Genomic DNA, 26999 nt, shown 5'->3' with positions numbered 1-26999 from the left:
GCGAATTTGCCCCGGTTACGGTTCTTCCTGGTTAGGTTCTTGCTTAATCGCAGATTTTTGCCGGTGAACCGGTGACCGCTTCGGCGGAATCTGCTGAGGCCTTGGTGGGCGGTGACGGGCTCGAACCGCCGACCCTCTCGGTGTAAACGAGATGCTCTACCGACTGAGCTAACCGCCCGGGTGCCGGCATCGTTAAGGCGCTCGGGGCGCGAGTGCAAGACACTCCGCGTCAGCAACACTCGCCGCGTCAGACGGCTTCGCATGACCGGTGTCGCCTGTGGCTGCGACGGGTCAAGGCCAGGTCCGCCGGTCCCGGCCGCTCCCTCCCGACATTCTTGAGCCGGCGGCTTGACAGGGTAGGGGCCTCCCCATACACCGCAGCCATCGCAGCACTGCGAGACGCCGGGCGGACGTAGCTCAGTCGGTTAGAGTGCCGGCCTGTCACGCCGGAGGTCGCGGGTTCGAGCCCCGTCGTCCGCGCCACTTCCTTTTTCGGAAAAGGCGTTTCTGTAGTGCATCGCGCCATGTGCGGACGTAGCTCAGTCGGTTAGAGTGCCGGCCTGTCACGCCGGAGGTCGCGGGTTCGAGCCCCGTCGTCCGCGCCATTCTCATGCATGAGGATGGCAGCACATGCTGCATGGTGAAGCGGGCACGCCGCGCGGGCGTAGCTCAGTTGGTTAGAGTGCCGGCCTGTCACGCCGGAGGTCGCGGGTTCGAGCCCCGTCGCCCGCGCCACTCGCCTCCGATCGCTGCAAATGACCGTAAGCCCTGCGAACTCGCGAAGCCAGCGCGCCGCCGCTAAGGCAATGTCAAGCATCTGTGAATTACAAACGCCCCGGACGATGATCGGGGTTTAGGATGCCTTGGTCTAACATAAGCGTGAGCCAGAAGTTCGCCGTCATGATGATGGCGGCGGTGATCGGCTTCGCCGCCGTGGTGCTCTATGCCGTGCGCGCCAACCATGACAGCCTGATCAGCGAGCGGGTGGCGAAGCTGCGCGCCCTGTCCGACGTCGCGGTGGCCGCCGCGGCTGGCCTCGAGGCACAGGTAAAGGCCGGCACGATGACCCGGGAGGCGGCGCTCGCAGCCTACCGGAGCCGTGCCAACGACATGCGCTACGAGGGCGACAACTACATCGCGGTTTACGACTTCGCCGGAACGGCGCTGGTGATCCCGCCTAAACCCGACTGGGTCGGCAAGGACATGAGCGGGCTGAAGGACGCGAACGGCCTGATGCTCGTGAAGGCGATCACCGAGATCGCCCAGTCCGGCCGACCCGGCACCCTGCGCTACGCCTTCCAGCGCCCGGGCGGCACCGCCCATGTGCCGAAGCTCAGCTACATCCAGGGCTTTGCGCCGTGGAAGGTCTCGATCTTCACCGGCGTCTACGTCGACGACGTCGACGAGACCTTCTGGCGCCAGACCATGTGGATGTGCGGCATCGCCGGCACGGCGCTCGCCGGCATCGGCCTGTTCGGCGTCCTCGGCTGGCGCTCGATCGTCGGCGGGCTGGCGGGCCTGACGAGAGCCACTGCCGACCTGGCCCAGGGACGCTACGACGGGGCCGTTCCCGGCACTGCGCGGCGCGACGAGATCGGCCGGATCGCCCGTGCCATCGACGGTTTCCGGGTCGTCCTCATGGAGCGCGAGGCCCTGGCGGCCGAGCGGGATGCAAGCGAGGCGAAGGCCCGTCGCGCCCAGCAGATGCGCCAGGAGGTCGAGACCTTCGAGAGCAAGGTGGCGGGCGTGCTGGCACAGGTCGATGCCGCGGCCCGCGATCTCGACGCGACCGCCCGGGCGATGACCGCCACCGCCGCCGAGGCCGCCGGACGGGCGGGAACCGCCGCCGCCTCGGCGGCTGCGGCCTCCCGCGACGCCGGCGGCCTGGCGGAGGCGGCCGACGGGCTCGGCCGTTCGGTCGCGGCGGTGGGCGCCGACGTGCGCGAGGCAGCCGCGATGGCGCGGGATGCCGTCACCGGGACCGATCGCACCGCCGTGGTGATGCAGAGCCTCAGCGAGGCCGCGGCCCGCATCGGCGACGTGGTCTCGGTGATCGCCGGCGTCGCCTCTCAGACGAACCTGCTGGCGCTCAACGCGACGATCGAGGCGGCCCGGGCCGGGGAGGCGGGGCGCGGCTTTGCCGTCGTCGCCGCCGAGGTCAAGCAGCTCGCCGGCCAGACCGACCGGGCGACCCAGGAGATCTCCGCTCAGGTCGCGGCGATCCAGGACACCACGCGCCAGGCGACCGCCGCGATGGGCGAGGTCGCCGCACAGGCCCGTGCGATCAGCGGCGTCTCGGCCCGGGTCGCCACCGCGGTGGAGGCGCAGGTCGGCGCCACCCAGGCGATCGTCTCGAGCGTCGCCCAGGCCGCCTCCGGCACCACGCTGGTGAGCCGGTCGGTCGAGGGGCTGGCTCTCGACGCCGAGGCCACCGGGGAGGCCGCCCGGCAGGTCCTCGACGCGGCCGACACCGTCGCCCGGCAATCGGCCAGCATCGGCGCCGAGGTGCACCGCTTCCTCGCCACATTGCGGGCGGCGTGAGGCGGGAAGCCGCCCCGAAAATCTCCACAATCGCCCGACAAGCGGCGCCTTCCCGCGAAGGCGCCGCTTCCTCAAGGAGTCGAGAGACGATGTCGCATCCGTTCCGTTCGACCGCTCCCGCCCCCCGCGCGGTGGCGACCCGGTGGCGCGGCGCCGCGATGCCCGTCCTCGCCGCCGCCCTGGTCGCAGGGGCCCTGGCACTCGCCGGGTGCAGCGGGTCGGCGATCCTGCCGGCTCCTGACCTGCCGACCACGCCGGTGATCCTCGACGAGACCGCCGCGGCGGCGGCGATCTCGCGCTACCGGGCGAGCCGCGGCCTTGGGCCGGTGGTGGTCGATTCCTCCCTGATTCGGGCCGCCTCGCTCCAGGCCGAGGCCAATGCCCGGGCGGGCTACCTGTCGCACGAGGTCGGTGGCACCTTCGACGCGCGGATCAAGCGTGCCGGCTTCGGCGGCCGCTACGCCGCCGAGAACCTGAGCGCCGGGTCCGCCACGTTCGACGAGGTGCTGAAGCGCTGGAAGGTGTCACCCGAGCATAACCGCAACATGCTGATGCCCCAGGTCAAGCGCGTCGGCATCGCCCGCGTGGACGCGCCCGGCAGCCGCTACAAGCGATTCTGGGCCCTGATCCTGTCGGACGGCTGACGCACCGCCGCGCTATACGGTCGGGCGCAGTGTCGCCGGGCCGGCCGGGAGCGGGGAGGGGGCTGCGACGATACTCCCCGGCAGGCCCCGGCCCGCCGGCGTTGTGCGCCGCGCGCATGCCCTTATGTAGCGTAGGGCCGTTCGTGGTTTGTGCGGTGCGAACGCCCCTTGTTTCGCAATACCCGCTCGTTTAAGCCTCGCGGCACCTTCCGGGCTTTGGAACCGTTCCGAGAACGGCCCCGGCGGCCCGCGACCCGGGCTCGCGCCACGGCTCGCGCTCATTCGGCCTCGCGCCAACCCTTGAGGATGCTCGATGAACGGCCTCCTGTCGGATTACCTGCCGCTGGTGATCTTCATCGGCGTATCGCTCTTCATCGCCGCCGCGCTCCTCGTCGCCCCCTTCCTGGTGGCGTATAACAGCCCGGACCCGGAAAAGCTCTCCGCCTACGAGTGCGGGTTCAACGCTTTCGACGACGCGCGCATGAAGTTCGACGTGCGCTTCTATCTCGTCGCCATCCTGTTCATCATCTTCGATCTCGAAGTGGCGTTCCTGTTCCCGTGGTCGATCACGTTCGGCGATCTCGGCTGGTTCGGCTTCTGGTCGATGATGATCTTCCTCGGCGTGCTCACCGTCGGCTTCGTCTACGAGTGGCGCAAGGGCGCCCTTGAATGGGACTAGTCCTGGCGGGACCAGAGACCTGACGCGCAGAGCCGCCCCCGAGACGTAGGAACCGGACCCCACCATGGCCCTCACCCCCGTCCGCGCCCCCGAGATCGCGCCGCAGCCCAAGGGTCTCCTCGACCCGTCCACCGGCAAGCCGATCGGCGCCAACGACCCGACCTTCCTGACGATCAGCGACGAGCTTGCCGATCGCGGCTTCCTGCTGACCACCACCGACGATCTCATCACCTGGGCCCGCACCGGCTCGCTGATGTGGATGACCTTCGGCCTCGCCTGCTGCGCCGTCGAGATGATGCAGATGTCGATGCCGCGCTACGATTGCGAGCGCTTCGGCTTTGCGCCCCGCGGCTCGCCGCGCCAATCCGACGTGATGATCGTCGCCGGCACGCTCACGAACAAGATGGCCCCGGCCTTGCGCAAGGTCTATGACCAGATGCCGGAGCCGCGATACGTCATCTCGATGGGCTCCTGCGCCAACGGCGGCGGCTACTACCATTATTCTTACTCGGTGGTGCGCGGCTGCGACCGGGTGGTGCCGGTCGACATCTACGTCCCGGGCTGCCCGCCGACGGCGGAGGCGCTGCTCTACGGCGTGCTGCTGCTCCAGAAGAAGATCCGCCGCACCGGCACGATCGAGCGCTGAGGCGGAAGTCATGAGCAACGGCATCACCATCCGGGCCCACACCCAGACCCAGCAGGGCGACGCCGCCCTCCAGGCGCTGTCGGACCGCCTCGGCGAGACGCTCGGCACCGCGATCACCGACCGCATCCTGGCCTTCGGCGAGCTGACGCTGATCGTCGCGGGATCCGAGATCCTGCGGGTGCTCACCCACCTGCGCGACGATCCGGCCTGCGCCTTCTCGACCTTCATCGACATCTGCGGTGCCGACTACCCGGCTCGATCGAAGCGCTTCGACGTCGTCTACCACCTGCTCTCGATGCGGCATAACCGGCGCATCCGCGTCAAGGTGCAGACCGACGAGCGGACCCCGGTCCCCTCCGCCATCCCGGTCTTCCCGGCCGCGAACTGGTTCGAGCGCGAGACCTACGACCTCTACGGCATCCTGTTCTCGGGCCACCCGGACCTGCGCCGGCTGCTGACCGATTACGGCTTCGAGGGTCACCCCCTCCGCAAGGACTTCCCGCTCACCGGCTTCGTCGAGGTCCGCTACGACCAGGACGAGGCCCGGGTGGTCTACGAGCCCGTGCGACTGACGCAGGAATTCCGCAACTTCGACTTCCTGTCGCCCTGGGAGGGGACCGACTACGTCCTTCCCGGCGACGAGAAGGCCGACAAGGCACCGGCGAAAGGCTGAGCCGACATGGGCGAGCACAGCATCCGCAACTTCTCGATCAATTTCGGCCCGCAGCACCCGGCGGCGCACGGCGTGCTGCGCTTGGTGCTGGAGCTGGACGGCGAGGTGGTCGAGCGGGTCGATCCGCATATCGGCCTGCTCCACCGCGGCACCGAGAAGCTGATCGAGGTCAAGACCTACCTCCAGGCGACGCCCTATTTCGACCGGCTCGACTATGTCGCGCCGATGAACCAGGAGCATGCCTTCTGCCTCGCGGTCGAGCGGATGCTCGGGATCGAGGTGCCGCGCCGGGCCAAGCTGATCCGCACGCTCTACTGCGAGATCGGCCGGCTCCTGTCGCATCTCCTCAACGTCACGACGCAGGCGATGGACGTCGGCGCCCTCACGCCCCCGCTCTGGGGCTTCGAGGAGCGCGAGAAGCTGATGATCTTCTACGAGCGCGCCTCCGGCGCCCGTCTCCACGCCAACTACTTCCGGCCGGGCGGCGTCCACCAGGACCTGCCGCCGAGCCTGATCGACGACATCGAGGCATTCTGCGAGACCTTCCCGCAGGTGGTCGACGACCTCGACAACCTCGTGATGGCCAACCGCATCTTCAAGCAGCGCAACGTCGATATCGGCATCGTGTCGGTCGAGGAGGCGTTGGCCTGGGGCTTCTCCGGCGTGATGGTGCGCGGCTCCGGCATCCCGTGGGACCTGCGCAAGTCGCAGCCCTACGAGGCTTATGCCGAGATGGAGTTCGACATCCCCGTGGGGAAGAACGGCGACACCTACGATCGCCAGGTCATCCGCATGGAGGAGATGCGCCAGTCGGTTCGCATCATGAAGCAGTGCATCGCCAAGCTGCGCGAGCCGGCCGGGCAGGGGCCCGTCGCCACGCAGGACGGCAAGGTCGCGCCGCCGTCGCGGCGCGAGATGAAGCGCTCGATGGAGGCGCTCATCCACCACTTCAAGCTCTACACCGAGGGCTTCCACGTCCCGGCCGGCGAGGTCTACGCCGCCGTCGAGGCACCCAAGGGCGAGTTCGGCGTCTACCTCGTCGCCGACGGCACCAACAAGCCGTATCGCTGCAAGATCCGGGCTCCGGGCTTCGCCCACCTCCAGGCGATGGACTGGATGTGCCGCGGCCACATGCTGGCGGACGTGTCGTGCATCCTCGGCACGCTCGACATCGTGTTCGGTGAGGTGGACCGGTGAGGGCGCTGCGATCCGCGCCCGTCGGAGACGTTTGAGACATGGCCAACCGCAGACTCGCCCCGCCCTCCGAGCAGCCCGAGAGCTTCGCGTTCACGCCTGAGAACGCCGAGTGGGCCACCGGGCAGATCGCCAAGTACCCGGAGGGACGCCAGGCCTCCGCCGTGATCCCGCTGCTGTGGAAGGCGCAGGAGCAGAATGGCGGCTGGCTGCCGCAGAAGGCCATCGAGGCGGTGGCCGACCAGCTCGGCATGCCGCATATCCGGGTGCTGGAGGTCGCGACCTTCTACACCATGTTCGCCCTGGAGCCGGTGGGGCGCTACTGGATCCAGGTCTGCGGGACCTCGCCCTGCGACGTCTGCGGCGCCCGCGAGCTGAAGCAATACCTCCACGACCGGCTCGGTCCGTCCGGCCATGTCAGCCCGGACGGCAATTTCTCCTGGCTCGAGGTCGAGTGCCTGGGCGCATGCTGCAACGCCCCGATGGCGCAGATCAACCACGATTATTTCGAGGACCTGACGCCCGAGTCCCTCGGCAAGCTGATGGACGACCTCGCGGCCGGCCGGCCGGTGAAGGTCGGCTCGCAGACCGGCCGGGTCTCCTCGGAGCCCAAGGATGCGATCACGACCCTCAAGGACGAGACGCTGTTCGACGGCTCGCGCGTCGGCGCCTGGCGCAAGCGCTTCGAGGAGGCGGGCCTGACGGAGGCCGGCGCCGACGCGACCGGCGAGAAGGCCCGCACCGAAGCCTCGGCCGCCGAGAGCCCGAAGGCCGCCCGCCCGGATGCCGGACGCGCGACCGAGAGCAAGGCCGCGGCCGCCCCGGCGCAGAACGTCGCCGATGGCAAGAGCGCCGACGGCAAGAGCGCCGACGGCAAGGGCGCGGCCGCATCCACGGCGAAGTCCTGACACGACCGATGACGTACTTTCCCTTCACAGCAGACCTGTAGGACGATCGCCATGCTCGCCGATCAGGATCGGATCTTCACCAACCTCTATGGTCTCCACTCCCCCGGCCTCGAGGCCGCGAAGAAACGCGGCGCGTGGGACGGCACCCAATTCCTGCTCCAGCAGGGCCGGGACTGGATCATCGAGGAGATGAAGAAATCGGGCCTGCGCGGTCGCGGCGGCGCCGGCTTCCCCACCGGCCTGAAGTGGTCCTTCATGCCGAAGAAGTCGGACGGCCGGCCCCATTACCTGGTGGTCAACGCCGACGAGTCGGAGCCCGGTACCTGCAAGGACCGGGAGATCATGCGGCACGACCCGCATCTCCTGATCGAAGGCTGCATGCTGGCCTGCTTCGCCATGGGCGCGCATGCCTGCTACATCTACATCCGCGGCGAGTACGTCGCCGAGAAGCACGCGCTCCAGCGGGCGGTGGACGAAGCCTACGAGGCGCGCCTCGTCGGCAAGAGCAACGTCCATGACTACCCCTTCGACATCTACGTCCATCACGGCGCCGGCGCCTATATCTGCGGCGAGGAGACGGCGCTGATCGAGAGCCTGGAGGGCAAGAAGGGGATGCCGCGGCTCAAGCCGCCCTTCCCGGCCAATATGGGCCTCTATGGCTGCCCGACGACGGTGAACAACGTCGAGTCGATCGCCGTGGCCGGCACCATCCTGCGCCGCGGCGGCGCCTGGTTCGCGGGGCTCGGCCGGCCGAACAACACCGGCACGAAGCTGTTCTGCATCTCCGGCCACGTCAACCGGCCGTGCAACGTCGAGGAAGAGCTCGGCATCACCTTCCGCGAGCTGATCGACCGGCATTGCGGCGGCATGCGCGGCGGCTGGGACAACCTGCTGTGCTCGATCCCGGGCGGCTCCTCGGTGCCCCTGGTGCCGGCGGCGGAGATCATCGACGCGCCGATGGATTTCGACACGCTGCGCAACCTGAAGTCCGGTCTCGGCACCGCCGCCGTGATGGTCTTCGACAAGTCGACCGACATGGTCGCGGCGATCGCCCGCATCTCGTACTTCTACAAGCACGAATCCTGCGGCCAGTGCACGCCGTGCCGCGAGGGCACCGGCTGGATGTGGCGCGTGATGCAGCGCATGGCCGAGGGCCGGGCGCAGAAGCGCGAGATCGACATGCTGCTCGACGTGACGAAGCAGATCGAAGGCCACACGATCTGCGCGCTCGGCGATGCCGCCGCCTGGCCGATCCAGGGCCTGATCCGTCATTTCCGGCCCGAGATCGAGAAGCGCATCGACCGCTACTCGGCCAACCCGCACCCGACCCCGGTGCCGATGGCGGCGGAGTGAGGCGGCGATGGCGGCGGAGCCCGACAACCTGGTCCTGAGCCTGCTGCGCGACATGCGCGCCGTGCAGCACGAGCAGTCGCGCCGCCTGATCCACATCGAGGGTCGGGTCGACCAAACGCACGAGAGCATGATCACCGGCCTCGGCCTCCCCGCCCACGCCAATATCCGCCACGACATCGTCGAGGAGCGCCTGCGCGACCTCTCCGATCGTGTCGAACGCCTGGAGGGAAAGCCGTGACCGGCGTCGCGACCTCCATCCTTGACCTCGTGATCGGCATCGACCGAAAGATCGATGGCGTCGCGGCGGACATCAGGGAGCTGAACGACCGCATGGCGAGCGTCGGCACGCAACTCGCGACCGCCGACCGTGGCCTCGACCGTCTGGGACAGCGTCTCGAACGGATCGAGCGTCGCCTCGCCCGCATCGAGAATCATGTCTGAGAAGATGACCGCATGACCAAGATCCTCGTCGACGGCATCGAGGTCGATGTCCCGCCGGACTACACCCTCCTGCAAGCGTGTGAGGTCGCGGGCGCCGAGATCCCGCGCTTCTGCTTCCACGAGCGCCTGTCGATCGCCGGCAATTGCCGCATGTGCCTGGTCGAGCTGAAGGGCGCGCCGAAGCCGGTCGCCTCCTGCGCCTGGGCCGTGCGCGATTGCCGGCCGGGACCGAACGGCGAGCCGCCGGCGGTGTCGACCAAGTCGGCCCTGACCAAGAAGGCCCGCGAGGGGGTGATGGAGTTCCTCCTCATCAACCACCCGCTCGATTGCCCGATCTGCGACCAGGGCGGCCATTGCGACCTGCAAGATCAGGCGATGGCCTACGGCGTCGACTCGACCCGCTACGGCGAGAACAAGCGCGCCGTCGAAGAGAAGTATATCGGCCCGCTGGTGCGGACCGCGATGAACCGCTGCATCCACTGCACCCGCTGCGTCCGCTTCCTGGCGGAGGTGGCCGGCGTGCCGGATCTCGGCGCCATCGGCCGCGGCGAGGACATGGAGATCACCTCCTATCTCGAACGCGCCATGGAATCGGAGTTGCAGGGCAACGTCGCCGACCTGTGCCCGGTCGGCGCGCTCGTCCACAAGCCGCAATCCTACAACGTCCGTCCCTGGGAGCTGAACAAGACCGAATCCGTCGACGTGATGGATGCGGTCGGCTCGGCGATCCGCATCGACACCCGCGGCCGCGAGGTGATGCAGATCGAGCCGCGGGTGAACGAGGCGATCAACGAGGAGTGGATCTCCGACAAGACCCGCCACGTCGTCGACGGCCTTCGCCTGCAGCGCCTCGACCGGCCCTATCTGCGCGAGAACGGCCGCCTGCGGCCGGCCTCCTGGGCCGAGGCGTTCGCCGCCATTGCCGGCAAGCTCAAGGGCACCGACCCGAAGCGTGTCGGCGCGATCGTCGGTGACCTTGCGGGGGTCGAGGAGACCTTCGCGCTCAAGAGCCTGATGGCGTCGCTCAAGGTCCAGAACCTCGATTGCCGCCAGGACGGTGCCGCGATCGATCCGGCCTGGGGCCGGGCGGCCTACACCTTCGGTCCCGGCATCGCCGGCATCGAGCAGGCGGACGCAATACTGATCGTCGGCACGAATCCGCGCACCGAGGCGTCGCTGCTCAACGCCCGCATCCGCAAGCGCTGGCGGACGAGCCCGATCCAGATCGGCGTGATCGGCGAGGACGCGGACCTCACCTATCCCCACAGCTATCTGGGCGCCGGTCCCGAGACCCTGGCCGAGGTCGCGGCCGGCAGCCACAGCTTCGCCGAGGCGCTCAAGGCCGCCGAGCGGCCCCTGGTGATCGTCGGCCAGGCGGTGCTGGCGCGGGCCGACGGGGCCGCTCTGCTCGCAGCGATCGCCAAGCTCCTCCAGGGTCTCGGCACCAAGGCCGAGGGCTGGAACGGGCTGGGCGTGCTGCACAATGCCGCCGGCCGCGTCGGCGCGCTCGATCTCGGCTTCGTGCCGGGGGAGGGCGGCCTGACCTTTGCCGAGATGACCAAGGCCGGCGCCCTCGACGTGCTGTTCAATCTCGGCGCCGACGAGGTCGAGATCGGTCCGGGCGCCTTCGTGGTCTACCAGGGCACCCACGGCGACAAGGGTGCCCACCGCGCCGACGTCATCCTGCCGGGCGCGGCCTATACCGAGAAGTCGGCGACCTACGTCAACCTGGAAGGCCGGGTGCAGCTCGCCAACCGGGCCGCCTTCCCGCCGGGCGATGCCCGCGAGGACTGGGCGATCCTGCGCGCGCTCTCGGACGTGCTGGGCCAGCGCCTGCCGTTCGATTCTCTCACCGCCCTCCGCAAGGCGCTCTACACCGCGCATCCGCATTTCGCCGGCATCGATCAGATCGCCCCGGCTGACGGCGCCGCGGCGCTGACGGCGCTGGCCGGTCTCCCGGGCGAGCCCGGCCGCGAGCCGTTCCGCGCCGGCGTGGCGGATTTCTATCTCACCAACCCGATCGCCCGCGCGTCGCGGGTGCTCGCCGAATGCTCGGGTCTCGCCCGCGGGCGTGCCCTCGAAGCGGCCGAATGAGGAGCGCCGACCGATGACCCTCTGGGAGGTGCTGGGCACCGTCCTCCTCGTGGCTCTGAAGAGCGTGGCGTTGCTGGTGGCGCTGCTGGTCTTCATCGCCTACGCGCTGCTCGCCGACCGCAAGATCTGGGCGGCGGTGCAGCTGCGCCGCGGTCCGAACGTGGTCGGGCCCTGGGGCCTGTTCCAATCCTTCGCCGACCTGCTGAAATTCGTCGTGAAGGAGCCGGTGATCCCGGCGGGCGCCAACAAGAGCCTGTTCCTGCTGGCGCCGCTGATCTTCGCCACCCTGGCGCTCGCCGCCTGGGCGGTGATCCCGCTCGCCGATGGCTGGCCGATCGCCGACATCAATGTCGGCATCATCTACATCTTCGCGATCTCGTCGCTCGGCGTCTACGGCGTCATCATGGGCGGCTGGGCCTCGAACTCGAAATACGCCTTCCTGGGCGCGCTCCGTTCGGCGGCCCAGATGGTGTCCTACGAGGTCTCGCTCGGCTTCGTGATCGTCACGGTGCTGATGTGCGCCGGCTCGCTCAACCTGTCGCAGATCGTGCGGGCGCAGGACACCGCGCTCGGCATCCTCGGCTGGTACTGGCTCTGGCTCTTTCCGATGTTCGTGGTGTTCTTCATCTCGGCGCTCGCCGAGACGAACCGCCCGCCCTTCGACCTGCCGGAGGCAGAATCCGAGCTGGTCGCCGGCTACATGGTGGAATACTCCTCCACCCCGTACCTGCTGTTCATGCTCGGCGAATACGTCGCCATCGTCACGATGTGCGCGCTCGGCACCATCCTGTTCCTGGGCGGTTGGCTCTCGCCGATCCCGTTCGCGCCCTTCACCTGGGTGCCGGGCCTGATCTGGTTCGCCCTCAAGGCCAGCTTCCTGTTCTTCATGATCGCCATGGTGAAGGCCATGGTGCCGCGCTACCGCTACGATCAGCTCATGCGGCTGGGCTGGAAGGTCTTCCTTCCGCTCTCGCTGGCCATGGTCTTCGTCGTCGCCTTCGTCCTGAAGCTGACCGGCCTTGCGCCGGTCTCCTGAGACCCAACCGTCGGAGAACGAGCCATGAAGCTCGACCAGGTCGCCCGCGGCCTGCTGTTGAAGGAGTTCGTCACCGGGTTCGCCCTGGCGATGCGCTACTTCTTCAAGCCCAAGGCGACGATCAACTATCCCTTCGAGATGGGCCATCGCGGCCCGCGCTTCCGCGGCGAGCACGCCCTGCGGCGCTACCCCAACGGGGAAGAGCGCTGCATCGCCTGCAAGCTGTGCGAGGCGGTGTGCCCGGCGCAAGCCATCACCATCGAGGCGGGCCCGCGCCGCAACGACGGCACGCGGCGTACCACGCGCTACGACATCGACATGGTGAAGTGCATCTATTGCGGCATGTGCCAGGAAGCCTGCCCGGTGGACGCCATCGTCGAGGGGCCGAACTTCGAGTTCTCGGTGGAGACCCGCGAGGAGCTTCTCTACGACAAGGCCAAGCTGCTGGCGAATGGCGACCGCTGGGAACGCGAGATCGCCCGCAACATCGCAGTGGACGCGCCCTACCGCTGACCGGCCGCGGGGGAGGGCGCGCTCCGCCCTCCTCGAGGGACTCACGGGAGGGCGGTGATCCTCCCACAGAGACGCCACATTCGGCGCTCCCCCGGTTGTGCGCCGCGGGAGCGGGTTCTATAGACGAGCCGCCGGGACGCTCCGGGGGTCGGGCAGGAGGCCGCCGCCAGGCGGCATGAATTCAGCGCATGACCGCAGCCGCCGCCTTCTTCTATCTGTTCGCCGCGATCACCGTCGCCTCCGGCTTCATGGTGATCGCCTCGCGCAACCCCGTCACCTCGGTGCTCTTCCTCATCCTCGCCTTCGTGAACGCCTCCGGGCTGTTCGTGCTGATGGGGGCGGAGTTCCTGGCCATGCTCCTGGTCGTGGTCTATGTCGGCGCCGTCGCGGTGCTGTTCCTGTTCGTGGTGATGATGCTCGACGTCGACTTCGCCGAGCTGCGCCAGGGTTTCCAGGACTATCTGCCGGTCGGCGGCCTGATCGGGGCGGTGTTCCTGATCGAGCTGCTCCTCGTCGTCGGCTCCTGGGCGATCGACCCCGGCCTGGTGCATGGCCCGCTGGCGGTGTCGCCGGGCGGCGAGACCGTGACCAACACGCAGGCCCTCGGCCTGGTTCTCTACACCAACTACTTTTTCTTCTTCCAGGTCGCCGGCCTGATCCTGCTGGTCGCGATGATCGGCGCGATCGTGCTGACCCTGCGTGACCGTCCCGGCGTGAAGCGCCAGGACATCGCGATCCAGAACGCCCGCACCCAGGCCGATGCCGTCGAGGTCCGCCACGTGCCGACCGGACAGGGCGTCGAGGTCTGACGGGCGGCGCGGTCGGACGAGTTTCGTGCGGGACTCCCGGGTCTCGCGGTGCTGATGGCAAGAGCGGCGGGGCGGCTGAGCGCCTCGCGACACGAAGGCGGCCGCCCGCGGCTGAGAGGCACGATGATCGGTTTGAGCCATTACCTGACGGTCGCCGCGATCCTGTTCACCCTCGGGGTGCTCGGCATCTTCATCAACCGCAAGAACATCATCGTCATCCTGATGTCGGTCGAGCTGATCCTGCTCGCGGTGAACATCAACCTGGTGGCGTTCTCGACCCATCTGGGCGACATCGTCGGCCAGGTCTTCGCCCTGTTCGTGCTGACGGTCGCCGCCGCCGAGGCGGCGATCGGCCTCGCTATCCTGGTGGTGTTCTTCCGCAATCGCGGCTCGATCGCCGTCGAGGACGTCAACATGATGAAGGGCTGACCGCCGGGGTCACGCCCGCCCGCCCTTCTCCCCCTGGAACCAGCGCCGCAGCGGCAGTCACGCGAGGCCGGACCTTAGCATGTACCACGCGATCGTCTTCCTGCCCCTGATCGGCGCGCTGACCGCCGGCCTGTTCGGGCGCCGCATCGGCCCGCGGGCCAGCGAGATGGTGACCACCGGCATCCTCATCTTCGTGGCGCTCCTGTCCTGGATCGCCTTCTTCGAGGTGACCGGCGGCCACGGCCACGGCGCCACCAAGATCCATGTCGCGACCTGGTTCACCGCTGGCGGCCTCGTCGTCGACTGGGCCTTCCGGGCCGACACGCTGACCGCCGTGATGCTGGTCGTGGTCAACAGCGTCTCGGCGCTCGTCCACCTCTACTCGATGGGCTACATGCACGAGGATCCGCACCGGCCGCGGTTCTTCGCCTACCTGTCGCTGTTCACCTTCGCCATGCTGATGCTGGTGACGTCGGACAACCTCGTTCAGATGTTCTTCGGCTGGGAGGGCGTCGGCCTCGCCTCCTACCTGCTGATCGGGTTCTGGTACGAGAAGCCCTCGGCCAACGCCGCGGCGATGAAAGCCTTCATCGTCAACCGCGTCGGCGATTTCGGATTCTCGCTCGGCATCTTCCTCTGCTTCGTGCTGTTCGGCGCAGTCGCCTTCGACGGCATCTTCCCGAAGGTGGCGGAGATCAAGGACGCGACGTTCCACTTCCTCGGATACGACTGGAACGCCCTGACCATCTGCTGCCTGCTGCTGTTCATGGGGGCGATGGGCAAGTCGGCGCAGTTCCTGCTGCACACCTGGCTGCCGGACGCGATGGAGGGGCCGACCCCGGTCTCGGCGCTGATCCACGCCGCCACCATGGTGACGGCCGGCGTGTTCATGGTCGCCCGCCTGTCGCCGCTCTTCGACGCGGCGCCGAATGCCCTGATCGTCGTCACGGTCATCGGCGGCATCACGGCGTTCTTCGCGGCAACCGTCGGCCTGGTGCAGAACGACATCAAGCGCGTCATCGCCTACTCGACCTGCTCGCAGCTCGGCTACATGTTCGTGGCGCTCGGCGTCGGCGCCTATGCGGCGGGCGTGTTCCATCTCTTCACCCACGCCTTCTTCAAGGCGCTTCTGTTCCTCGGTGCCGGCTCGGTCATCCACGCGATGCACCACGAGCAGGACATGCGCAACATGGGCGACCTGCGCCGCTACATCCCCTTCACCACCGCCATGATGGCGGTCGGAACGCTCGCGCTGATCGGCTTCCCCTTCACCGCCGGCTTCTACTCGAAGGACGCCATCATCGAGGCGGCGTACATGTCGACCCGGCCGGGCCACGTGCTGGCCTTCCTGGCGACCGTCATCGCGGCCTTCTTCACCTCGTTCTACTCCTGGCGCCTGTTCTTCATGACCTTCGAGGGTCGGGCCCGGTGGCAGAACGCCCACGCGCATGGTCATGACGACCACCACGCCGATGCCCACGCGCATCACGCGGCCGCTCATGCCTCGGCGCAGGCCGATGGCGCCCCCGGTCACCACGAGGGTGTCGCCCACGATTCCAAGGGCCACGACGTCGAGCCGGCCTCGCATTCGGCGATCGAGCACCACGACCATCATGCCCATACCCCGCACGAGAGCCCGCTGGTGATGACGATCCCGCTGGCGGTCCTGGCACTCGGGGCGATCTTCGCCGGCATGGTGTTCAAGAACCGCTTCATCGGCGAGGGCATGGACGAGTTCTGGAAGGGCGCGCTCGCGCACGGCCCCGACAACCACATCATGCACGACATCCACAACGCGCCGGCCTGGGTGCAGCACTCGCCATTCGTGATGCTGGTGCTCGGCTTCCTGCTCGCCTACGGGATGTACATTCGCCGGCCGGAACTGCCGCACCAGCTCGCCGAGAGCCAGCCGCTGCTGTACCGCTTCCTGCTCAACAAGTGGTACTTCGACGAGATCTACGACCGGATCTTCGTCCGCCCGGCCAAGGGCTTCGGCGAGTTCCTGTGGAAGGTCGGCGACGGCCGCATCATCGACGGGATGGGCCCGAACGGGATCGCCGCCCGCGTCGTCGACATCACCCGCGGCGTGGTCCGTCTCCAGACCGGCTACGTCTACCATTACGCCTTCGTGATGCTGGTCGGCGTCGCGGCCCTGGTGAGCTGGTACCTGATCACCGGCGTCTCCGCGGCAACCCACTGACCTGACCGGAGAACAGACAATCATGCTCGGCCTCGGGATCCTCTCCGGCCTCCTCATTCTGCCGCTTGTCGGCGCTGCCTTCATCCTGACGTTGAGCGGCGACGAGCAGGCCGTGCGGCGCAACGCCCGCTGGGCGGCGCTGATCACCACCCTCGCCACCTTCCTGCTGTCCCTGGTCGCCTGGGGCCGCTACGACGCCTCCACGGCGCAGTTCCAGCTGGTCGAGACCCATGCCTGGCTGACGGAGACGATCCGGTTCAAGCTCGGCGTCGACGGCTTCTCGATGCCGCTGGTGCTGCTCACCACCTTCCTGATGCCGTTCTGCATCGGCGCCTCCTGGCTCTCGATCGAGCATCGGGTGAAGGAGTACTTCGTCGCCTTCCTGGTCCTCGAAGCGACGATGATCGGCGTGTTCTGCGCCCTCGACCTGGTGCTGTTCTACCTGTTCTTCGAAGCCGGCCTGATCCCGATGTTCCTCATCATCGGCATCTGGGGCGGCAAGCGCCGGATCTATGCGTCGTTCAAGTTCTTCCTCTACACCCTGCTCGGCTCGGTGCTGATGCTGCTCGCCATCATGGCGATGTACTGGCAGGCCGGGACGACCGACATCCCGACCCTGCTGCAAACCCGCTTCCCGGCGAACATGCAGATCTGGCTCTGGCTCGCCTTCTTCGCCTCCTTCGCGGTGAAGATGCCGATGTGGCCGGTCCATACCTGGCTGCCCGATGCCCACGTGGAGGCGCCGACCGCCGGCTCGGTCATCCTGGCGGGCATCCTGCTGAAGATGGGCGGCTACGGCTTCATCCGGGTCTCGCTGCCGATGTTCCCGGACGCCTCGCACTCCTTCGCCCCGATGGTCTACACGCTGTCGGTGGTGGCGATCATCTACACCTCGCTGGTCGCGCTGGTGCAGACCGACATCAAGAAGCTGATCGCCTACTCCTCCGTGGCGCATATGGGCTTCGTGACCCTCGGCCTGTTCACGATGAACGAGCAGGGCATCCAGGGCGCCCTGTTCCTGATGATCTCCCACGGCATCGTGTCGGGCGCGCTCTTCCTCTGCGTCGGCGTCATCTACGATCGGATGCACACCCGCGAGATCTCCGCCTATGGCGGCCTCGTGAAGCGCATGCCGCTCTATGCGGTCGCCATGATGGTGTTCACCATGGCCAATGTCGGCCTGCCGGGCACCTCGGGCTTCGTCGGCGAGTTCCTGGCGATGCTGGGCGCCTTCCGGGCCAACCCGATGGTGTCGTTCTTCTCGGTCTTCGGCATCATCCTGTCGGCGGCCTACGCGCTCTGGCTCTTCGCGCGGGTGGTCTATGGCAAGCTCGAGAAGCCGAGCCTGCAAGGAATCACCGACCTTGATCGCCGCGAGATGCTGATCCTCGCCCCGCTGGTGGCGCTGACGATCTATTACGGCGTCCATCCCGGCCCGATCCTCGACGTCTTCGCGCCCTCGACGGACGCGCTGATGCAGGGGATGCGCGCCGCCCTGTCCACGACCCAGACCGCTGCCGCGGCTCTGCCGGTCCCGCACTGAGTTTTTCGCGATGAACGCCGCTCAGATCGTCATGCCCGCCCTCGGGCCCGCCCTGCCGGAGCTGATCCTGTCGGTCGGCGTCCTGGTGCTGATCCTCTACGGGGCCTTCAAGGGCGAGCGCTCGACCGAGGCCGTCAGCGTCGGGGCCCTGATCCTGCTGATCCTCGCGCTGTTCGCGGTGGTCAGCCAGCCCTTCGGCAGCAAGGTCACCACCTTCAACGGCTCCTTCATCGTCGACGGGTTCGCCCGCATCATGAAGGCGCTGACCCTGATCGGGTCGGCCGCCGCCATCCTGCTCGCCAAGGAGCATTTCGAGCGCGAGCGCATCGCTCGGTTCGAGTACCCGATCCTGATCGTCCTCTCGACGATCGGCATGATGATCATGGCCTCCGCCAACGATCTCATCGCGCTCTACATGGGCCTGGAGCTTCAGAGCTTGGCGGCCTACGTCATCGCGTCGTTCCACCGCGACGACGTGCGCTCGACCGAGGCCGGCCTGAAGTACTTCGTCCTCGGTGCGCTGTCCTCCGGCATGCTGCTCTACGGTGCCTCGCTGGTCTACGGCTTCACCGGCACCGTCTCGTTCCCGCACATCGTCACCGCGCTCCGCGAAGGCTCGGGGATCGGCGTCGTGCTGGGCGTGGTGTTCGTCGCCGCCGGCGTGTCGTTCAAGCTCGCCGCCGTGCCGTTCCACATGTGGACCCCGGACGTCTACGAGGGCGCCCCCACCCCGGTCACCGCCTTCTTCGCCTCGGCTCCCAAGATGGCCGCGATGGCGATGGCGGTGCGCGTCTTCGTCGGCGCCTTCCCGGTGATCACGCCGGAATGGCAGCAGATCATCGTGTTCGTCTCGATCGCCTCGATGGCGCTCGGCTCCTTCGCGGCGATCGGCCAGCGCAGCCTCAAGCGCCTGATGGCCTATTCCTCCATCGCCAATGTCGGCTACGCGCTCATCGGGCTCGCGGCCGGCACGCAGGAGGGGGTGCGCGGCGTGGTGATCTACATGGCGATCTACCTCGCCATGACCCTCGGCGCCTTCGCGGTGATCCTGTCGCTGCGCCGTGGTCGCCAGATGTACGAGACCATCGACGACCTGTCGGGCCTGTCGCGCACCCACCCCTGGGTCGCCTTCCTGCTCGCCATGATGATGTTCTCGCTCGCCGGCATTCCGCCGCTCGCCGGGTTCTTCGCCAAGTTCTACGTCTTCGCGGCGGCCATCAAGGCGAACCTCGTCACCCTGGCGGTGATCGGCGTGGTGACCAGCGTGGTCGGTGCCTATTACTACCTGCGCCTCGTCAAGGTGATGTATTTCGACGAGCCGGCGGAGGCTTACGAGCCGATGGGCCCGGGCCTGCGGATCGTGCTCGGCCTGTCGAGCGTGGTGGTCCTGCTGTTCTGGCTGGCACCGGCCCCGCTCGTCGGTCTCGCCGGGACCGCCGCGAAGTCACTGTTCTAGACGGATGACGTTTGGGCTCGACCCCGCGGCCATGGCCGCGGGATATCGCCTCGAGGTCCATGACAGCCTCGGCTCGACGAGCACGCAGGCGCTGGAGCGTGCCCGGGACGGCGAGACCGGGCCGCTCTGGGTCGTCGCCCGCGAGCAGACTGGCGGCCGTGGCCGGCGCGGCAAGGGGTGGAGCTGGGTCGCGGGCAACCACGCGGCGAGCCTGCTCTGGCCCGTTCCTTTCGGCCTCGCCCCCGACCGGGTCGCGACCCTGGGCTTCGTTGCCGGAATCGCCGTGGAGCGTGCCCTTCGCCGAGCCTGCGGTCCCGTGACCGGGAGAGGCTGCCCCGATTTCCGGCTCAAATGGCCGAACGACGTGCTCCTCGGCGGCGCCAAGCTCGTCGGCATCCTCCTCGAGAGGGAGACCCTGCCGGGGAGCGGCGCGGTCGTCACCATCGGGATCGGCATCAACGTGACCGGAGCGCCCGAGGGGTTGCCCTATGCGGCGACGTCGCTCGCGCAGGCCGGGTGCATCGTCGACGCGCCGGGCCTCTTTCGCCTGCTCACCGGGACCTGGGTCGAGGTCGAGCGGCTGTGGGACGAGGGCAGGGGCTTTTCGCACATCCGCGACGCCTGGCTCGCATCGGCCGCGGGCCTCGGCGGCCCGGTAAGCGTCCAGGCCGGCGGCCGCAGCGTCACCGGAACGTTCGAGACGATCGACGAGGGCGGCCGATTGGTCGTCCGGCTGCCGGAGGGGGATCGCCTGGCGGTCTCGGCCGGCGAGGTGCATTTCGGATCGGCCGCGACCGCGGCCTGACGGGGAGGCGGTCCGGCGCCCGTGCGGCGACGACGCACTCCCCCGACCCGTTCGATGTCTTCCGGCGGGGCGCCCCATGGCGCCGCCGCCGCGCGGTCGTTTCTGGCCGCATCCGCAACATGACGGCGCCGTGATCGTGACGGCAGACGAGGCCGTTCCTCGAGGGGACCGTGACGGCGGTCCAGACAATGATGGTATGGGAATGTCGAACAAGGGAGATGAGCTGATCTTCGTGCCCCTGGGCGGGGTGGGCGAGATCGGCATGAACGCCGCGCTCTACGGCTTCGGGCCGCCTAAAGCTCGCAAGTGGATCATGGTCGATCTCGGCATGGGCTTCGCCAGCGAGGAGCACTTGCCGGGCGTCGACCTGATGTACCCGGATCTCAGCTTTGCCGAGGAGCAGCGCGACAATCTGCTCGGCATCCTGATCACTCACGGCCATGAGGACCATATCGGCGCCATCGGCGAGATGTGGCCGAAGCTCAAGGTGCCGGTCTACGCCACCCGCTTCACCAAGAACCTGATCGAGGCCCGACGCCTCGGTGAGCCCGGCGCCCCGAAGGTCGATCTGCGCGAGGTCCCGGCCGACGGGCGCCTCGATCTCGGGCCGTTCTCGATCGAGTACGTCCCGGTGGCGCACTCGATCCCCGAAGCGAATGCGCTGGCCATCCGCACCGCCCTCGGCCTGGTGTTGCATACCGGCGACTGGAAGCTCGACGACACGCCGGTCGCCGGCAACTCGACCTCCGAGGAGACCTTCACGCGGCTGGGCGAGGAGGGCGTGCTGGCGATCATCTGCGATTCGACCAACGTCACCCGCGATGGCCGCTCGCCGAGCGAGTCGGAGGTCGCCGACCACCTCGCCGAGCTGATCCGCAACTCGCCGCACCGAGTCGCGGTAACGACCTTCGCGTCGAACGTCGCGCGCATGCGCGCCGTCTGTCTCGCCGCCCAAGCCTGCGGCCGCGATGTCGTCGCGGTCGGTCGGGCCATGGACCGGGTGATTGACGTCGCCCGCGAATGCGGTTACCTCGACGGCCTGCCGGAGATCCGCGGCGCCGAAGCCTATGGCTACCTCCCGCGGGAGAAGGTGGTGGCGCTCCTCACCGGCTCGCAGGGCGAGGCACGCGCGGCCCTCGCCCGCGTCTCCCGGGACGAGCATCCGGAGATCGCGCTGTCGCCGGGCGATAGGGTCATCTTCTCGTCGCGGGCGATCCCCGGCAACGAGCGGGCGGTCGGCGCGATCATCAACGACCTGATCGAGGCCGGCATCCAGGTCATCACCGACCGCACCGAACTGGTCCACGTCTCGGGCCATCCGCGGCGGGACGAGATGGCGGCGATGTATCGTTGGACCAAGCCCAAGATCGCGGTGCCGGTCCACGGCGAGGCGTTGCATCTGGCCGAGCACGCCACCTTCGCCCGCAAGCAGGGCGTCGAGCAGGTGGTCAAGGCCCGCAACGGCACCCTGATCCGCCTAGCGCCCGGCGAGCCGGAGATCGTCACCCACGTCAAGAACGGCCGGATCTTCAAGGACGGCCACGTCCTGGTCGATTCGAACGACCGCGCCATCCCGGAGCGACGCAAGCTCGCCTTCACGGGCATCGTCTCGGTGGCGATCGCGCTCGACCGCAACGGCGAGGTCAAGGGCGAGCCCTCGATCGACCTGATGGGCCTGCCGAGCTACGGCCGCAAGGGCGAGGTCATCATCGACATCATCGGCGACGCGGTTGAGCGGACGGTCAGCGGGCTGTCCCGGGTCAAGCGGCGGGATTCCGAAGCGGTCGAGAACGCCGTCGATCGGGCGATCCGCTCCGCCGTCAACGAGGTGTGGGGCAAGAAGCCGGCCTGCCACGTAATGGTGGTGGAGGTGTAAAGGCAGGGGGCGTCGCCGAGATGCGACGCCCAAACCCTCTCTCTCTCTCTACGGGGGGAGGGGGTTCCCCGCGCTCCAGACGGCAGGGGTCTAAGCAGACTTGCGTTGGCAGGCCAACGCTTCGCCCGCTTCAGTTTCTGCTTTATCTCAGATTTCGCCGAACCGGTGACCGCTTCGGCGAAATCTGCTTAGAGCATTTTCCGACGAAGTGGATACCGGTTCGTCGCAGAAAATGCGGCAAAATCATAGAGCTAGAGAAGCTTCGCGATTGCAATGCGATCGTGAAGCGCTCTAGGCGCAAAGACGGGTTGATGCCGTGGCGCCATCGGCGCCACATCTCGAGAACAGACCATCTCCACGGACCACGCACGGAGGAACATCCCATGATCGGCAGGCTCAACCACGTCGCCATCGCGGTGAAGGATCTCGAAGCCTCGGCGAAGGTATATCGCGACACCCTCGGGGCGACCCTGTCGGCGCCGCTGCCGCAACCGGAGCACGGCGTGACGGTGATCTTCGTCGAGCTTCCCAACAGCAAGATCGAGCTGCTCGAGCCGCTCGGCGCCGACTCGCCGATCAACGCCTTCCTGGAGCGCAACCCGGGCGGCGGCATCCATCACGTCTGCTACGAGGTCGACGACATCCTGGCGGCCCGCGACAAGCTGAAGGCGCAAGGTGCACGCATCCTCGGCACGGGCGAGCCGCGCATCGGCGCCCACGGCAAGCCGGTTTTGTTCCTTCACCCGAAGGACTTCCTCGGCACCCTGGTCGAACTGGAGCAGGCGTGAGCGTGGACGCCCTCCTCGACCGCGCCACCGCCTCGATCCCCCGCACCCTCGTGGTCTGCATCCTGCTGGTGCTGCCGGTGCTGGCGCTGGCGGTCTGGGGCTTCCGCCTCAGCGGCTTCGGGGCGGGCGCCCTGTATTTCGTGGTGTGGTGGACCGTGCTCTTCGCGGTGCTGCCGTTCCGGGCCGCACCCGACGGCACGGAAGTCATCGTACCGGGTCAGGATCTCGGCGCGCCGCACAAGCCGCAGATGCGCCGCAAGGCGGTGTGGACGACGCTCGTGTCGGACGTAATGTTCATCCTGGCCGTTGCGGCGTTTCCGCTCGCTGGACTTTAACACCTCGCGACCCGGTCGGGCCGCGAGATGCCCTGGCAAGAGATAAGATCTGAACGCAGGCGCCGAAAATAAAAAAGCAAGGCTCGGAAGCCTTGCTTTATAGCTTTCTAGATGCTTTCGCCAGCTCATAGTATGTTATTCACCCGTTTGGGTGTTGAGGCTGGCTATTCCTCCCGAGACTCGGACCTTGCGCGGCGCCGTCCGGCCTGCCTGCGCATCATCGCGAGGCCGCTTATAGGAATAAGAATTCGCATTGTCACCTGGCTTTGCGCAGTGCGATGCGTTTTTTTGCATGGCCGGCGCATTTTTTTCCCCCGCCCCGCGCCCGGGGAGTGAAGCGACGACCCATCGGCGCGCGCGTCCGCGTTTCATGTTTTGCGAACGGCGCCGGAAGCGTGCAAAAGAGCGTGCCCCGGGGACAGTCCCGGCGACGGGGCTTCGCCCCGCGCTACGCAACCTGCCTGCCACGCCAAGGTCCGACATGCGTCTCAGCCGCTACTTCCTGCCCATCCTGCGCGAGACGCCGAAGGAAGCCGAGATCGTCTCGCACCGCCTGATGCTGCGCGCCGGCATGATCCGCCAGGAGGCGGCCGGCATCTATGCCTGGCTGCCGCTGGGCCTGCGGGTGCTCAACCGGGTCGCCGACATCATCCGGGCCGAGCAGGACCGCTCGGGCGCGATCGAACTCTTGATGCCGACGATCCAGTCGGCCGATCTCTGGCGCGAATCCGGCCGCTACGATGCGTATGGCAAGGAGATGCTGCGCATCAAGGACCGGCACGAGCGCGACATGCTGTTCGGGCCGACCAACGAGGAGATGATCACGGCGATCTTCCGCTCGGCGGTGCGCTCCTACAAGGATCTGCCGAAGAATCTCTACCACATCCAGTGGAAGTTCCGCGACGAGGTGCGGCCGCGCTTCGGCACGATGCGCTCGCGCGAGTTCCTGATGAAGGACGCCTACTCGTTCGACCTCGACCAGGCGAGCGCGCGGCATTCCTACAACAAGATGTTCGTCGCTTACCTGCGCACCTTCGCGCGGCTCGGCCTCAAGGCGATCCCGATGCGGGCCGAGACCGGGCCGATCGGCGGCGACCTGTCCCACGAATTCATCATCCTGGCCCAGACCGGCGAGAGCGAGGTCTTCTGCGACCGGGCCTATCTCGACTTCGCGACCCCCGACGCGACGACGGACTTCGACGACGTCGCCGGGCTCCAGGCCACCGTCGACCACTGGACCTCGCGCTACGCCGCGACCTCCGAGATGCACGACGCCGCCGCCTTCGCCGAGGTGCCGGCGCCGGAGCAGATGGCCGCCCGCGGCATCGAGGTCGGCCACATCTTCTATTTCGGCACCAAGTATTCGGAGCCGATGGGCGCGCGTGTCACCGGCCCGGACGGGCAGGAACGCCCGGTCCATATGGGCTCCTACGGCATCGGCCCGAGCCGGCTGGTGGCGGCGATCATCGAGGCCGGCCACGACGAATCCGGCATCGTGTGGCCGGACGCGGTGGCGCCGTTCGATGTCGCGCTCCTCAACCTCAAGGTCGGCGACGCCGCGACCGACGCGGCCTGCGCCTCGCTCCAGGGCGAGCTGGAAGCCGCCGGCCTCACCGTGCTCTACGACGACCGCGACGAGCGCCCGGGGGCTAAGTTCGCCACCGCTGACCTGATCGGCCTGCCCTGGCAGGTCGTCGTCGGGCCGAAGGGGTTGGCCGAGGGCAAGGTCGAGGTAAAGCGCCGCGCCACCGGTGCCCGCGAGACCGTGGCCCCCGAGGCCGTGCCGGCCTATCTCCGCCAGAACCGGACTCCCTGAGCCGATGGTCCTCGCCGCGATCCGCGCCCGCATCCCCAAGGTCGGCGCCCTGTTGGCGCGGCGCGGCGGGGGCGCCACCCTTCCGTTCGCGCCGTTCGAGTGGACGATCGCCGGGCGCTATCTGCGCACCCGGCGGAAGGAAGGCTTCGTCTCGGTCATCGCCCTGTTCTCGTTCCTCGGCATCATGCTGGGCGTCGCCACCCTCATCATCGTGCTCTCGGTGATGAACGGCTTCCGCAAGGAGCTGCTCAGCAAGATCGTCGGCATCAACGGCCACATCTTCGTCGCGCCGATCGACCGGCCGCTGACCGACTTCGCCGACCTGTCCGACCGGCTCGGCAAGGTGGCGGGCGTCCATCTCGCCCTGCCGATGGTCGAGGGACAGGCGTTCGCCTCGTCGCAATTCGGCGGCTCGGGCGTCCTGGTGCGGGGCGTGCGGGCCGAGGACCTGAAGAAGATTCCCTCCGTCGCCAAGACCATCCGGGGCGGCACGCTGGAGAATTTCGATACCGGTGGCGGCGTCGCCATCGGCAAGCGGCTCGCCGAATCCCTCGGGCTCCAGGCCGGCGACACGATCACGCTCGCCACCCCGAAGGGCGCGACGACGCCGTTCGGCACCGCGCCGCGGATCAAGAGCTACAACGTGGCGGCGGTGTTCGAGGTCGGCATGTCCGAGTTCGACGGCACCTTCGTGTACATGCCGCTCTCCGAGGCTCAAGCCTTCTTCAACCGCGACGGCGACGTCTCGGTGATCGAGATCTTCCTCGACAACGCCGATTCCGTCGGCGAGGCGCGCAGCGAACTCGAACTCGCCGCCGAGCGCCCGGTGCTCATCACCGACTGGCGCCAGCGCAACCGCACCTTCTTCTCCGCCCTGGAGGTGGAGCGCAACGTGATGTTCATCATCCTCACGCTGATCGTGCTGGTGGCGGCGCTCAACATCGTCTCCGGCCTCATCATGCTGGTGAAGGACAAGTCGAGCGACATCGCGATCCTGCGCACCATGGGGGCGACGCGGGGCGCGATCATGCGGGTCTTCCTCATCACCGGCGCCTCGATCGGCATCCTCGGCACGCTCGCCGGCTTCGTACTCGGGCTGGTCTTCTCGGCCAACCTCACGGTGATCCAGCGCACGCTGTTCCCCGGCGCCTGGGACCCGACGGTGCGGTTCCTGTCCGAGATCCCGTCCGAGACCAATGCCAGCGAGGTCGTGGCGGTGGTGGCGATGTCGATGGTGCTCTCCTTGCTGGCCACCCTGTACCCGTCCTGGCGCGCCGCCCGGCTCGACCCGGTGCAGGCCCTGCGCTACGGCTGAGCCTTCGGGCCCTCGCCTCCCGATCCTGTTCCCGAGTACGCACCGGATGCCGCGACCCGTCTATCCCTTGCCCCCTGCCCCACGCCGCCTCGCGAGGGGCGCCTGACGCCGATGGACGGCACCCCGCATCAGCCGGTCCCGGCTCTGTTCCTCGCCCGGGTCGAGCGGCGCTATGCCCAAGGCAACGGCCATCTCGAGATCCTGCGCGGGGCGGACCTCGCGATCTGGCCCGGCGAGATCGTCGCCCTCGTGGCGCCGTCCGGTACCGGCAAGTCGACCCTGCTCCACGTTGCCGGCCTGCTGGAACGGCCGGATGGCGGCGAGGTCTATATCGGTGGCCAGCCGAGCGCCCGGATGGACGATGCCGCCCGCACCCGGATGCGCCGCGAGGAGATGGGCTTCGTCTACCAGTCGCACCACCTGCTGCCGGAATTCTCGGCGCTGGAGAACGTGGTGCTGCCGCAGCTGATCCGCGGCCTGTCGGCCCGGGAAGCGCGCTCGCGGGCCGGCGAGCTTCTGGCGTTCCTCGGCCTCAAGGAGCGGCTGAGCCACCGCCCGGCGGAATTGTCGGGCGGCGAGCAGCAGCGGGTCGCCATCGCCCGCGCGCTCGCCAACGGGCCGCGGCTGCTCCTCGCCGACGAGCCGACCGGCAACCTCGACCCTCAGACCGCGGGTCACGTCTTCGCGATCCTGGTCTCCCTGGTGCGGGCCTCGGGTGTCGCGGCACTCATCGCCACCCACAACCTGGAATTGGCCGCCCGGATGGACCGGCGGGTGACGATCCAGAACGGGCTCATCGTGCAGCTTGCCTGAGCCGGACGAATCCACACGGTTCCCAGCGCGAACGGGCCGGAACAGGACAACCGTTCAGCTTGCGTTGGGGTTGCGAATGGTCCAACCCGGCG

General features: G+C 68.1%; 24 protein-coding genes, 4 tRNA genes and 1 pseudogene. 28 read left to right on the top strand and 1 reads right to left on the bottom strand.

All coding sequences use genetic code 11. The features are described 5' to 3' along the window. Positions 1-102: 102 nt before the first annotated feature. Positions 103-178 (bottom strand) — tRNA-Val (locus VP06_RS04055). Positions 179-406: 228 nt separating this feature from the next. On the opposite strand from VP06_RS04055, the gene VP06_RS04050 reads away from it, so the two are divergent. The 28 genes and pseudogenes from VP06_RS04050 to VP06_RS03915 all read left to right on the top strand — a co-directional run bounded on the left by VP06_RS04050 (position 407) and on the right by VP06_RS03915 (position 26907). Further along, positions 407-483, top strand: a tRNA-Asp gene (locus VP06_RS04050). Positions 484-528: 45 nt separating this feature from the next. Beyond that, a tRNA-Asp gene (locus tag VP06_RS04045) sits at positions 529-605 on the top strand. 53 nt (positions 606-658) lie between these two features. Then, positions 659-735 (top strand) — tRNA-Asp (locus VP06_RS04040). Between the two features lie 144 nt (positions 736-879). Then, positions 880-2541, top strand: a complete 1662-nt coding sequence (locus VP06_RS04035; RefSeq protein ID WP_245291034.1) for a methyl-accepting chemotaxis protein — start codon at positions 880-882, stop codon at positions 2539-2541. Between the two features lie 158 nt (positions 2542-2699). Next, positions 2700-3185: a CAP domain-containing protein gene (locus VP06_RS04030; RefSeq protein ID WP_048462564.1), complete on the top strand. Its 486-nt coding sequence runs from the start codon at positions 2700-2702 to the stop codon at positions 3183-3185. Between the two features lie 313 nt (positions 3186-3498). Next, the gene (locus VP06_RS04025; RefSeq protein WP_048462560.1) at positions 3499-3864 is read left to right on the top strand and encodes an NADH-quinone oxidoreductase subunit A; all 366 of its coding nucleotides are present in this window, start codon (positions 3499-3501) and stop codon (positions 3862-3864) included. A gap of 64 nt (positions 3865-3928) precedes the next feature. Beyond that, on the top strand, positions 3929-4510 hold the full coding sequence (locus VP06_RS04020; protein ID WP_048462559.1) for a NuoB/complex I 20 kDa subunit family protein: 582 nt from the start codon (positions 3929-3931) through the stop codon (positions 4508-4510). Between the two features lie 10 nt (positions 4511-4520). Further along, positions 4521-5183 (top strand): NADH-quinone oxidoreductase subunit C, encoded by a 663-nt coding sequence (locus VP06_RS04015; RefSeq protein ID WP_048462558.1) that lies wholly within the window; start codon positions 4521-4523, stop codon positions 5181-5183. A gap of 6 nt (positions 5184-5189) precedes the next feature. Next, positions 5190-6380, top strand: a complete 1191-nt coding sequence (locus VP06_RS04010) for an NADH-quinone oxidoreductase subunit D (protein WP_048462557.1) — start codon at positions 5190-5192, stop codon at positions 6378-6380. 38 nt (positions 6381-6418) lie between these two features. Next, a pseudogene (gene nuoE, locus VP06_RS04005) lies at positions 6419-7208 on the top strand (NADH-quinone oxidoreductase subunit NuoE); the annotation flags it as partial. A 128-nt stretch (positions 7209-7336) separates the two neighbouring features. Then, positions 7337-8638 carry an NADH-quinone oxidoreductase subunit NuoF gene (nuoF, locus tag VP06_RS04000; RefSeq protein WP_048462556.1) on the top strand — a complete coding sequence of 434 codons (1302 nt, stop codon included), beginning with the start codon at positions 7337-7339 and terminating at the stop codon, positions 8636-8638. A gap of 7 nt (positions 8639-8645) precedes the next feature. After that, entirely contained in the window at positions 8646-8876 is a 231-nt protein-coding gene (locus tag VP06_RS03995; RefSeq protein WP_048462555.1) for a hypothetical protein, read from the top strand. Continuing rightward, complete coding sequence (locus tag VP06_RS03990) at positions 8873-9079, top strand: hypothetical protein (protein ID WP_048462554.1); 207 nt, start codon at positions 8873-8875, stop codon at positions 9077-9079. Before VP06_RS03995 ends, VP06_RS03990 begins: the two co-directional genes overlap by 4 nt. Positions 9080-9091: 12 nt before the next feature. Further along, the gene (gene nuoG / locus VP06_RS03985) at positions 9092-11173 is read left to right on the top strand and encodes an NADH-quinone oxidoreductase subunit NuoG (RefSeq protein WP_048462553.1); all 2082 of its coding nucleotides are present in this window, start codon (positions 9092-9094) and stop codon (positions 11171-11173) included. A 13-nt stretch (positions 11174-11186) separates the two neighbouring features. Then, positions 11187-12209 carry an NADH-quinone oxidoreductase subunit NuoH gene (nuoH, locus tag VP06_RS03980; protein WP_048462552.1) on the top strand — a complete coding sequence of 341 codons (1023 nt, stop codon included), beginning with the start codon at positions 11187-11189 and terminating at the stop codon, positions 12207-12209. A 24-nt stretch (positions 12210-12233) separates the two neighbouring features. Beyond that, positions 12234-12722: an NADH-quinone oxidoreductase subunit NuoI gene (gene nuoI / locus VP06_RS03975; protein ID WP_048462551.1), complete on the top strand. Its 489-nt coding sequence runs from the start codon at positions 12234-12236 to the stop codon at positions 12720-12722. Between the two features lie 188 nt (positions 12723-12910). After that, positions 12911-13531 carry an NADH-quinone oxidoreductase subunit J gene (locus VP06_RS03970; protein WP_048462550.1) on the top strand — a complete coding sequence of 207 codons (621 nt, stop codon included), beginning with the start codon at positions 12911-12913 and terminating at the stop codon, positions 13529-13531. Between the two features lie 123 nt (positions 13532-13654). After that, the gene (nuoK, locus tag VP06_RS03965; RefSeq protein ID WP_048425446.1) at positions 13655-13960 is read left to right on the top strand and encodes an NADH-quinone oxidoreductase subunit NuoK; all 306 of its coding nucleotides are present in this window, start codon (positions 13655-13657) and stop codon (positions 13958-13960) included. Positions 13961-14039: 79 nt separating this feature from the next. Then, positions 14040-16160, top strand: coding sequence for an NADH-quinone oxidoreductase subunit L (gene nuoL, locus VP06_RS03960; RefSeq protein WP_048462549.1), 2121 nt, complete (start codon positions 14040-14042; stop codon positions 16158-16160). Between the two features lie 22 nt (positions 16161-16182). Then, positions 16183-17703 carry an NADH-quinone oxidoreductase subunit M gene (locus tag VP06_RS03955; RefSeq protein ID WP_048462548.1) on the top strand — a complete coding sequence of 507 codons (1521 nt, stop codon included), beginning with the start codon at positions 16183-16185 and terminating at the stop codon, positions 17701-17703. Positions 17704-17713: 10 nt separating this feature from the next. Further along, a complete protein-coding gene (nuoN, locus tag VP06_RS03950; protein WP_048462547.1) occupies positions 17714-19159 on the top strand; it encodes an NADH-quinone oxidoreductase subunit NuoN in 1446 nt (481 codons plus the stop codon). 4 nt (positions 19160-19163) lie between these two features. After that, positions 19164-19964 (top strand): biotin--[acetyl-CoA-carboxylase] ligase, encoded by an 801-nt coding sequence (locus VP06_RS03945; RefSeq protein ID WP_048462546.1) that lies wholly within the window; start codon positions 19164-19166, stop codon positions 19962-19964. Between the two features lie 202 nt (positions 19965-20166). Continuing rightward, positions 20167-21840 carry a ribonuclease J gene (locus VP06_RS03940; RefSeq protein ID WP_048462545.1) on the top strand — a complete coding sequence of 558 codons (1674 nt, stop codon included), beginning with the start codon at positions 20167-20169 and terminating at the stop codon, positions 21838-21840. Between the two features lie 383 nt (positions 21841-22223). Beyond that, positions 22224-22628, top strand: a complete 405-nt coding sequence (mce, locus tag VP06_RS03935; protein ID WP_048462544.1) for a methylmalonyl-CoA epimerase — start codon at positions 22224-22226, stop codon at positions 22626-22628. After that, positions 22625-22963 carry a DUF1467 family protein gene (locus tag VP06_RS03930; protein WP_245291033.1) on the top strand — a complete coding sequence of 113 codons (339 nt, stop codon included), beginning with the start codon at positions 22625-22627 and terminating at the stop codon, positions 22961-22963. The genes mce and VP06_RS03930 overlap by 4 nt, the downstream gene beginning before the upstream one ends. Positions 22964-23444: 481 nt before the next feature. After that, positions 23445-24779 carry a proline--tRNA ligase gene (proS, locus tag VP06_RS03925; RefSeq protein WP_048462542.1) on the top strand — a complete coding sequence of 445 codons (1335 nt, stop codon included), beginning with the start codon at positions 23445-23447 and terminating at the stop codon, positions 24777-24779. A gap of 4 nt (positions 24780-24783) precedes the next feature. Beyond that, complete coding sequence (locus tag VP06_RS03920; RefSeq protein ID WP_048462541.1) at positions 24784-26094, top strand: lipoprotein-releasing ABC transporter permease subunit; 1311 nt, start codon at positions 24784-24786, stop codon at positions 26092-26094. A gap of 111 nt (positions 26095-26205) precedes the next feature. Beyond that, the gene (locus tag VP06_RS03915) at positions 26206-26907 is read left to right on the top strand and encodes an ABC transporter ATP-binding protein (RefSeq protein ID WP_048462540.1); all 702 of its coding nucleotides are present in this window, start codon (positions 26206-26208) and stop codon (positions 26905-26907) included. Positions 26908-26999 lie beyond the last annotated feature (92 nt).

The sequence above is a fragment of the Methylobacterium aquaticum genome, assembly GCF_001043915.1.
In the GTDB taxonomy this organism is placed as follows: Bacteria; Pseudomonadota; Alphaproteobacteria; order Rhizobiales; family Beijerinckiaceae; genus Methylobacterium; species Methylobacterium aquaticum.
The sequence above is the reverse complement of the archived record's forward strand: the minus strand, read 5'-3'. Positions and strand labels throughout refer to the sequence as shown.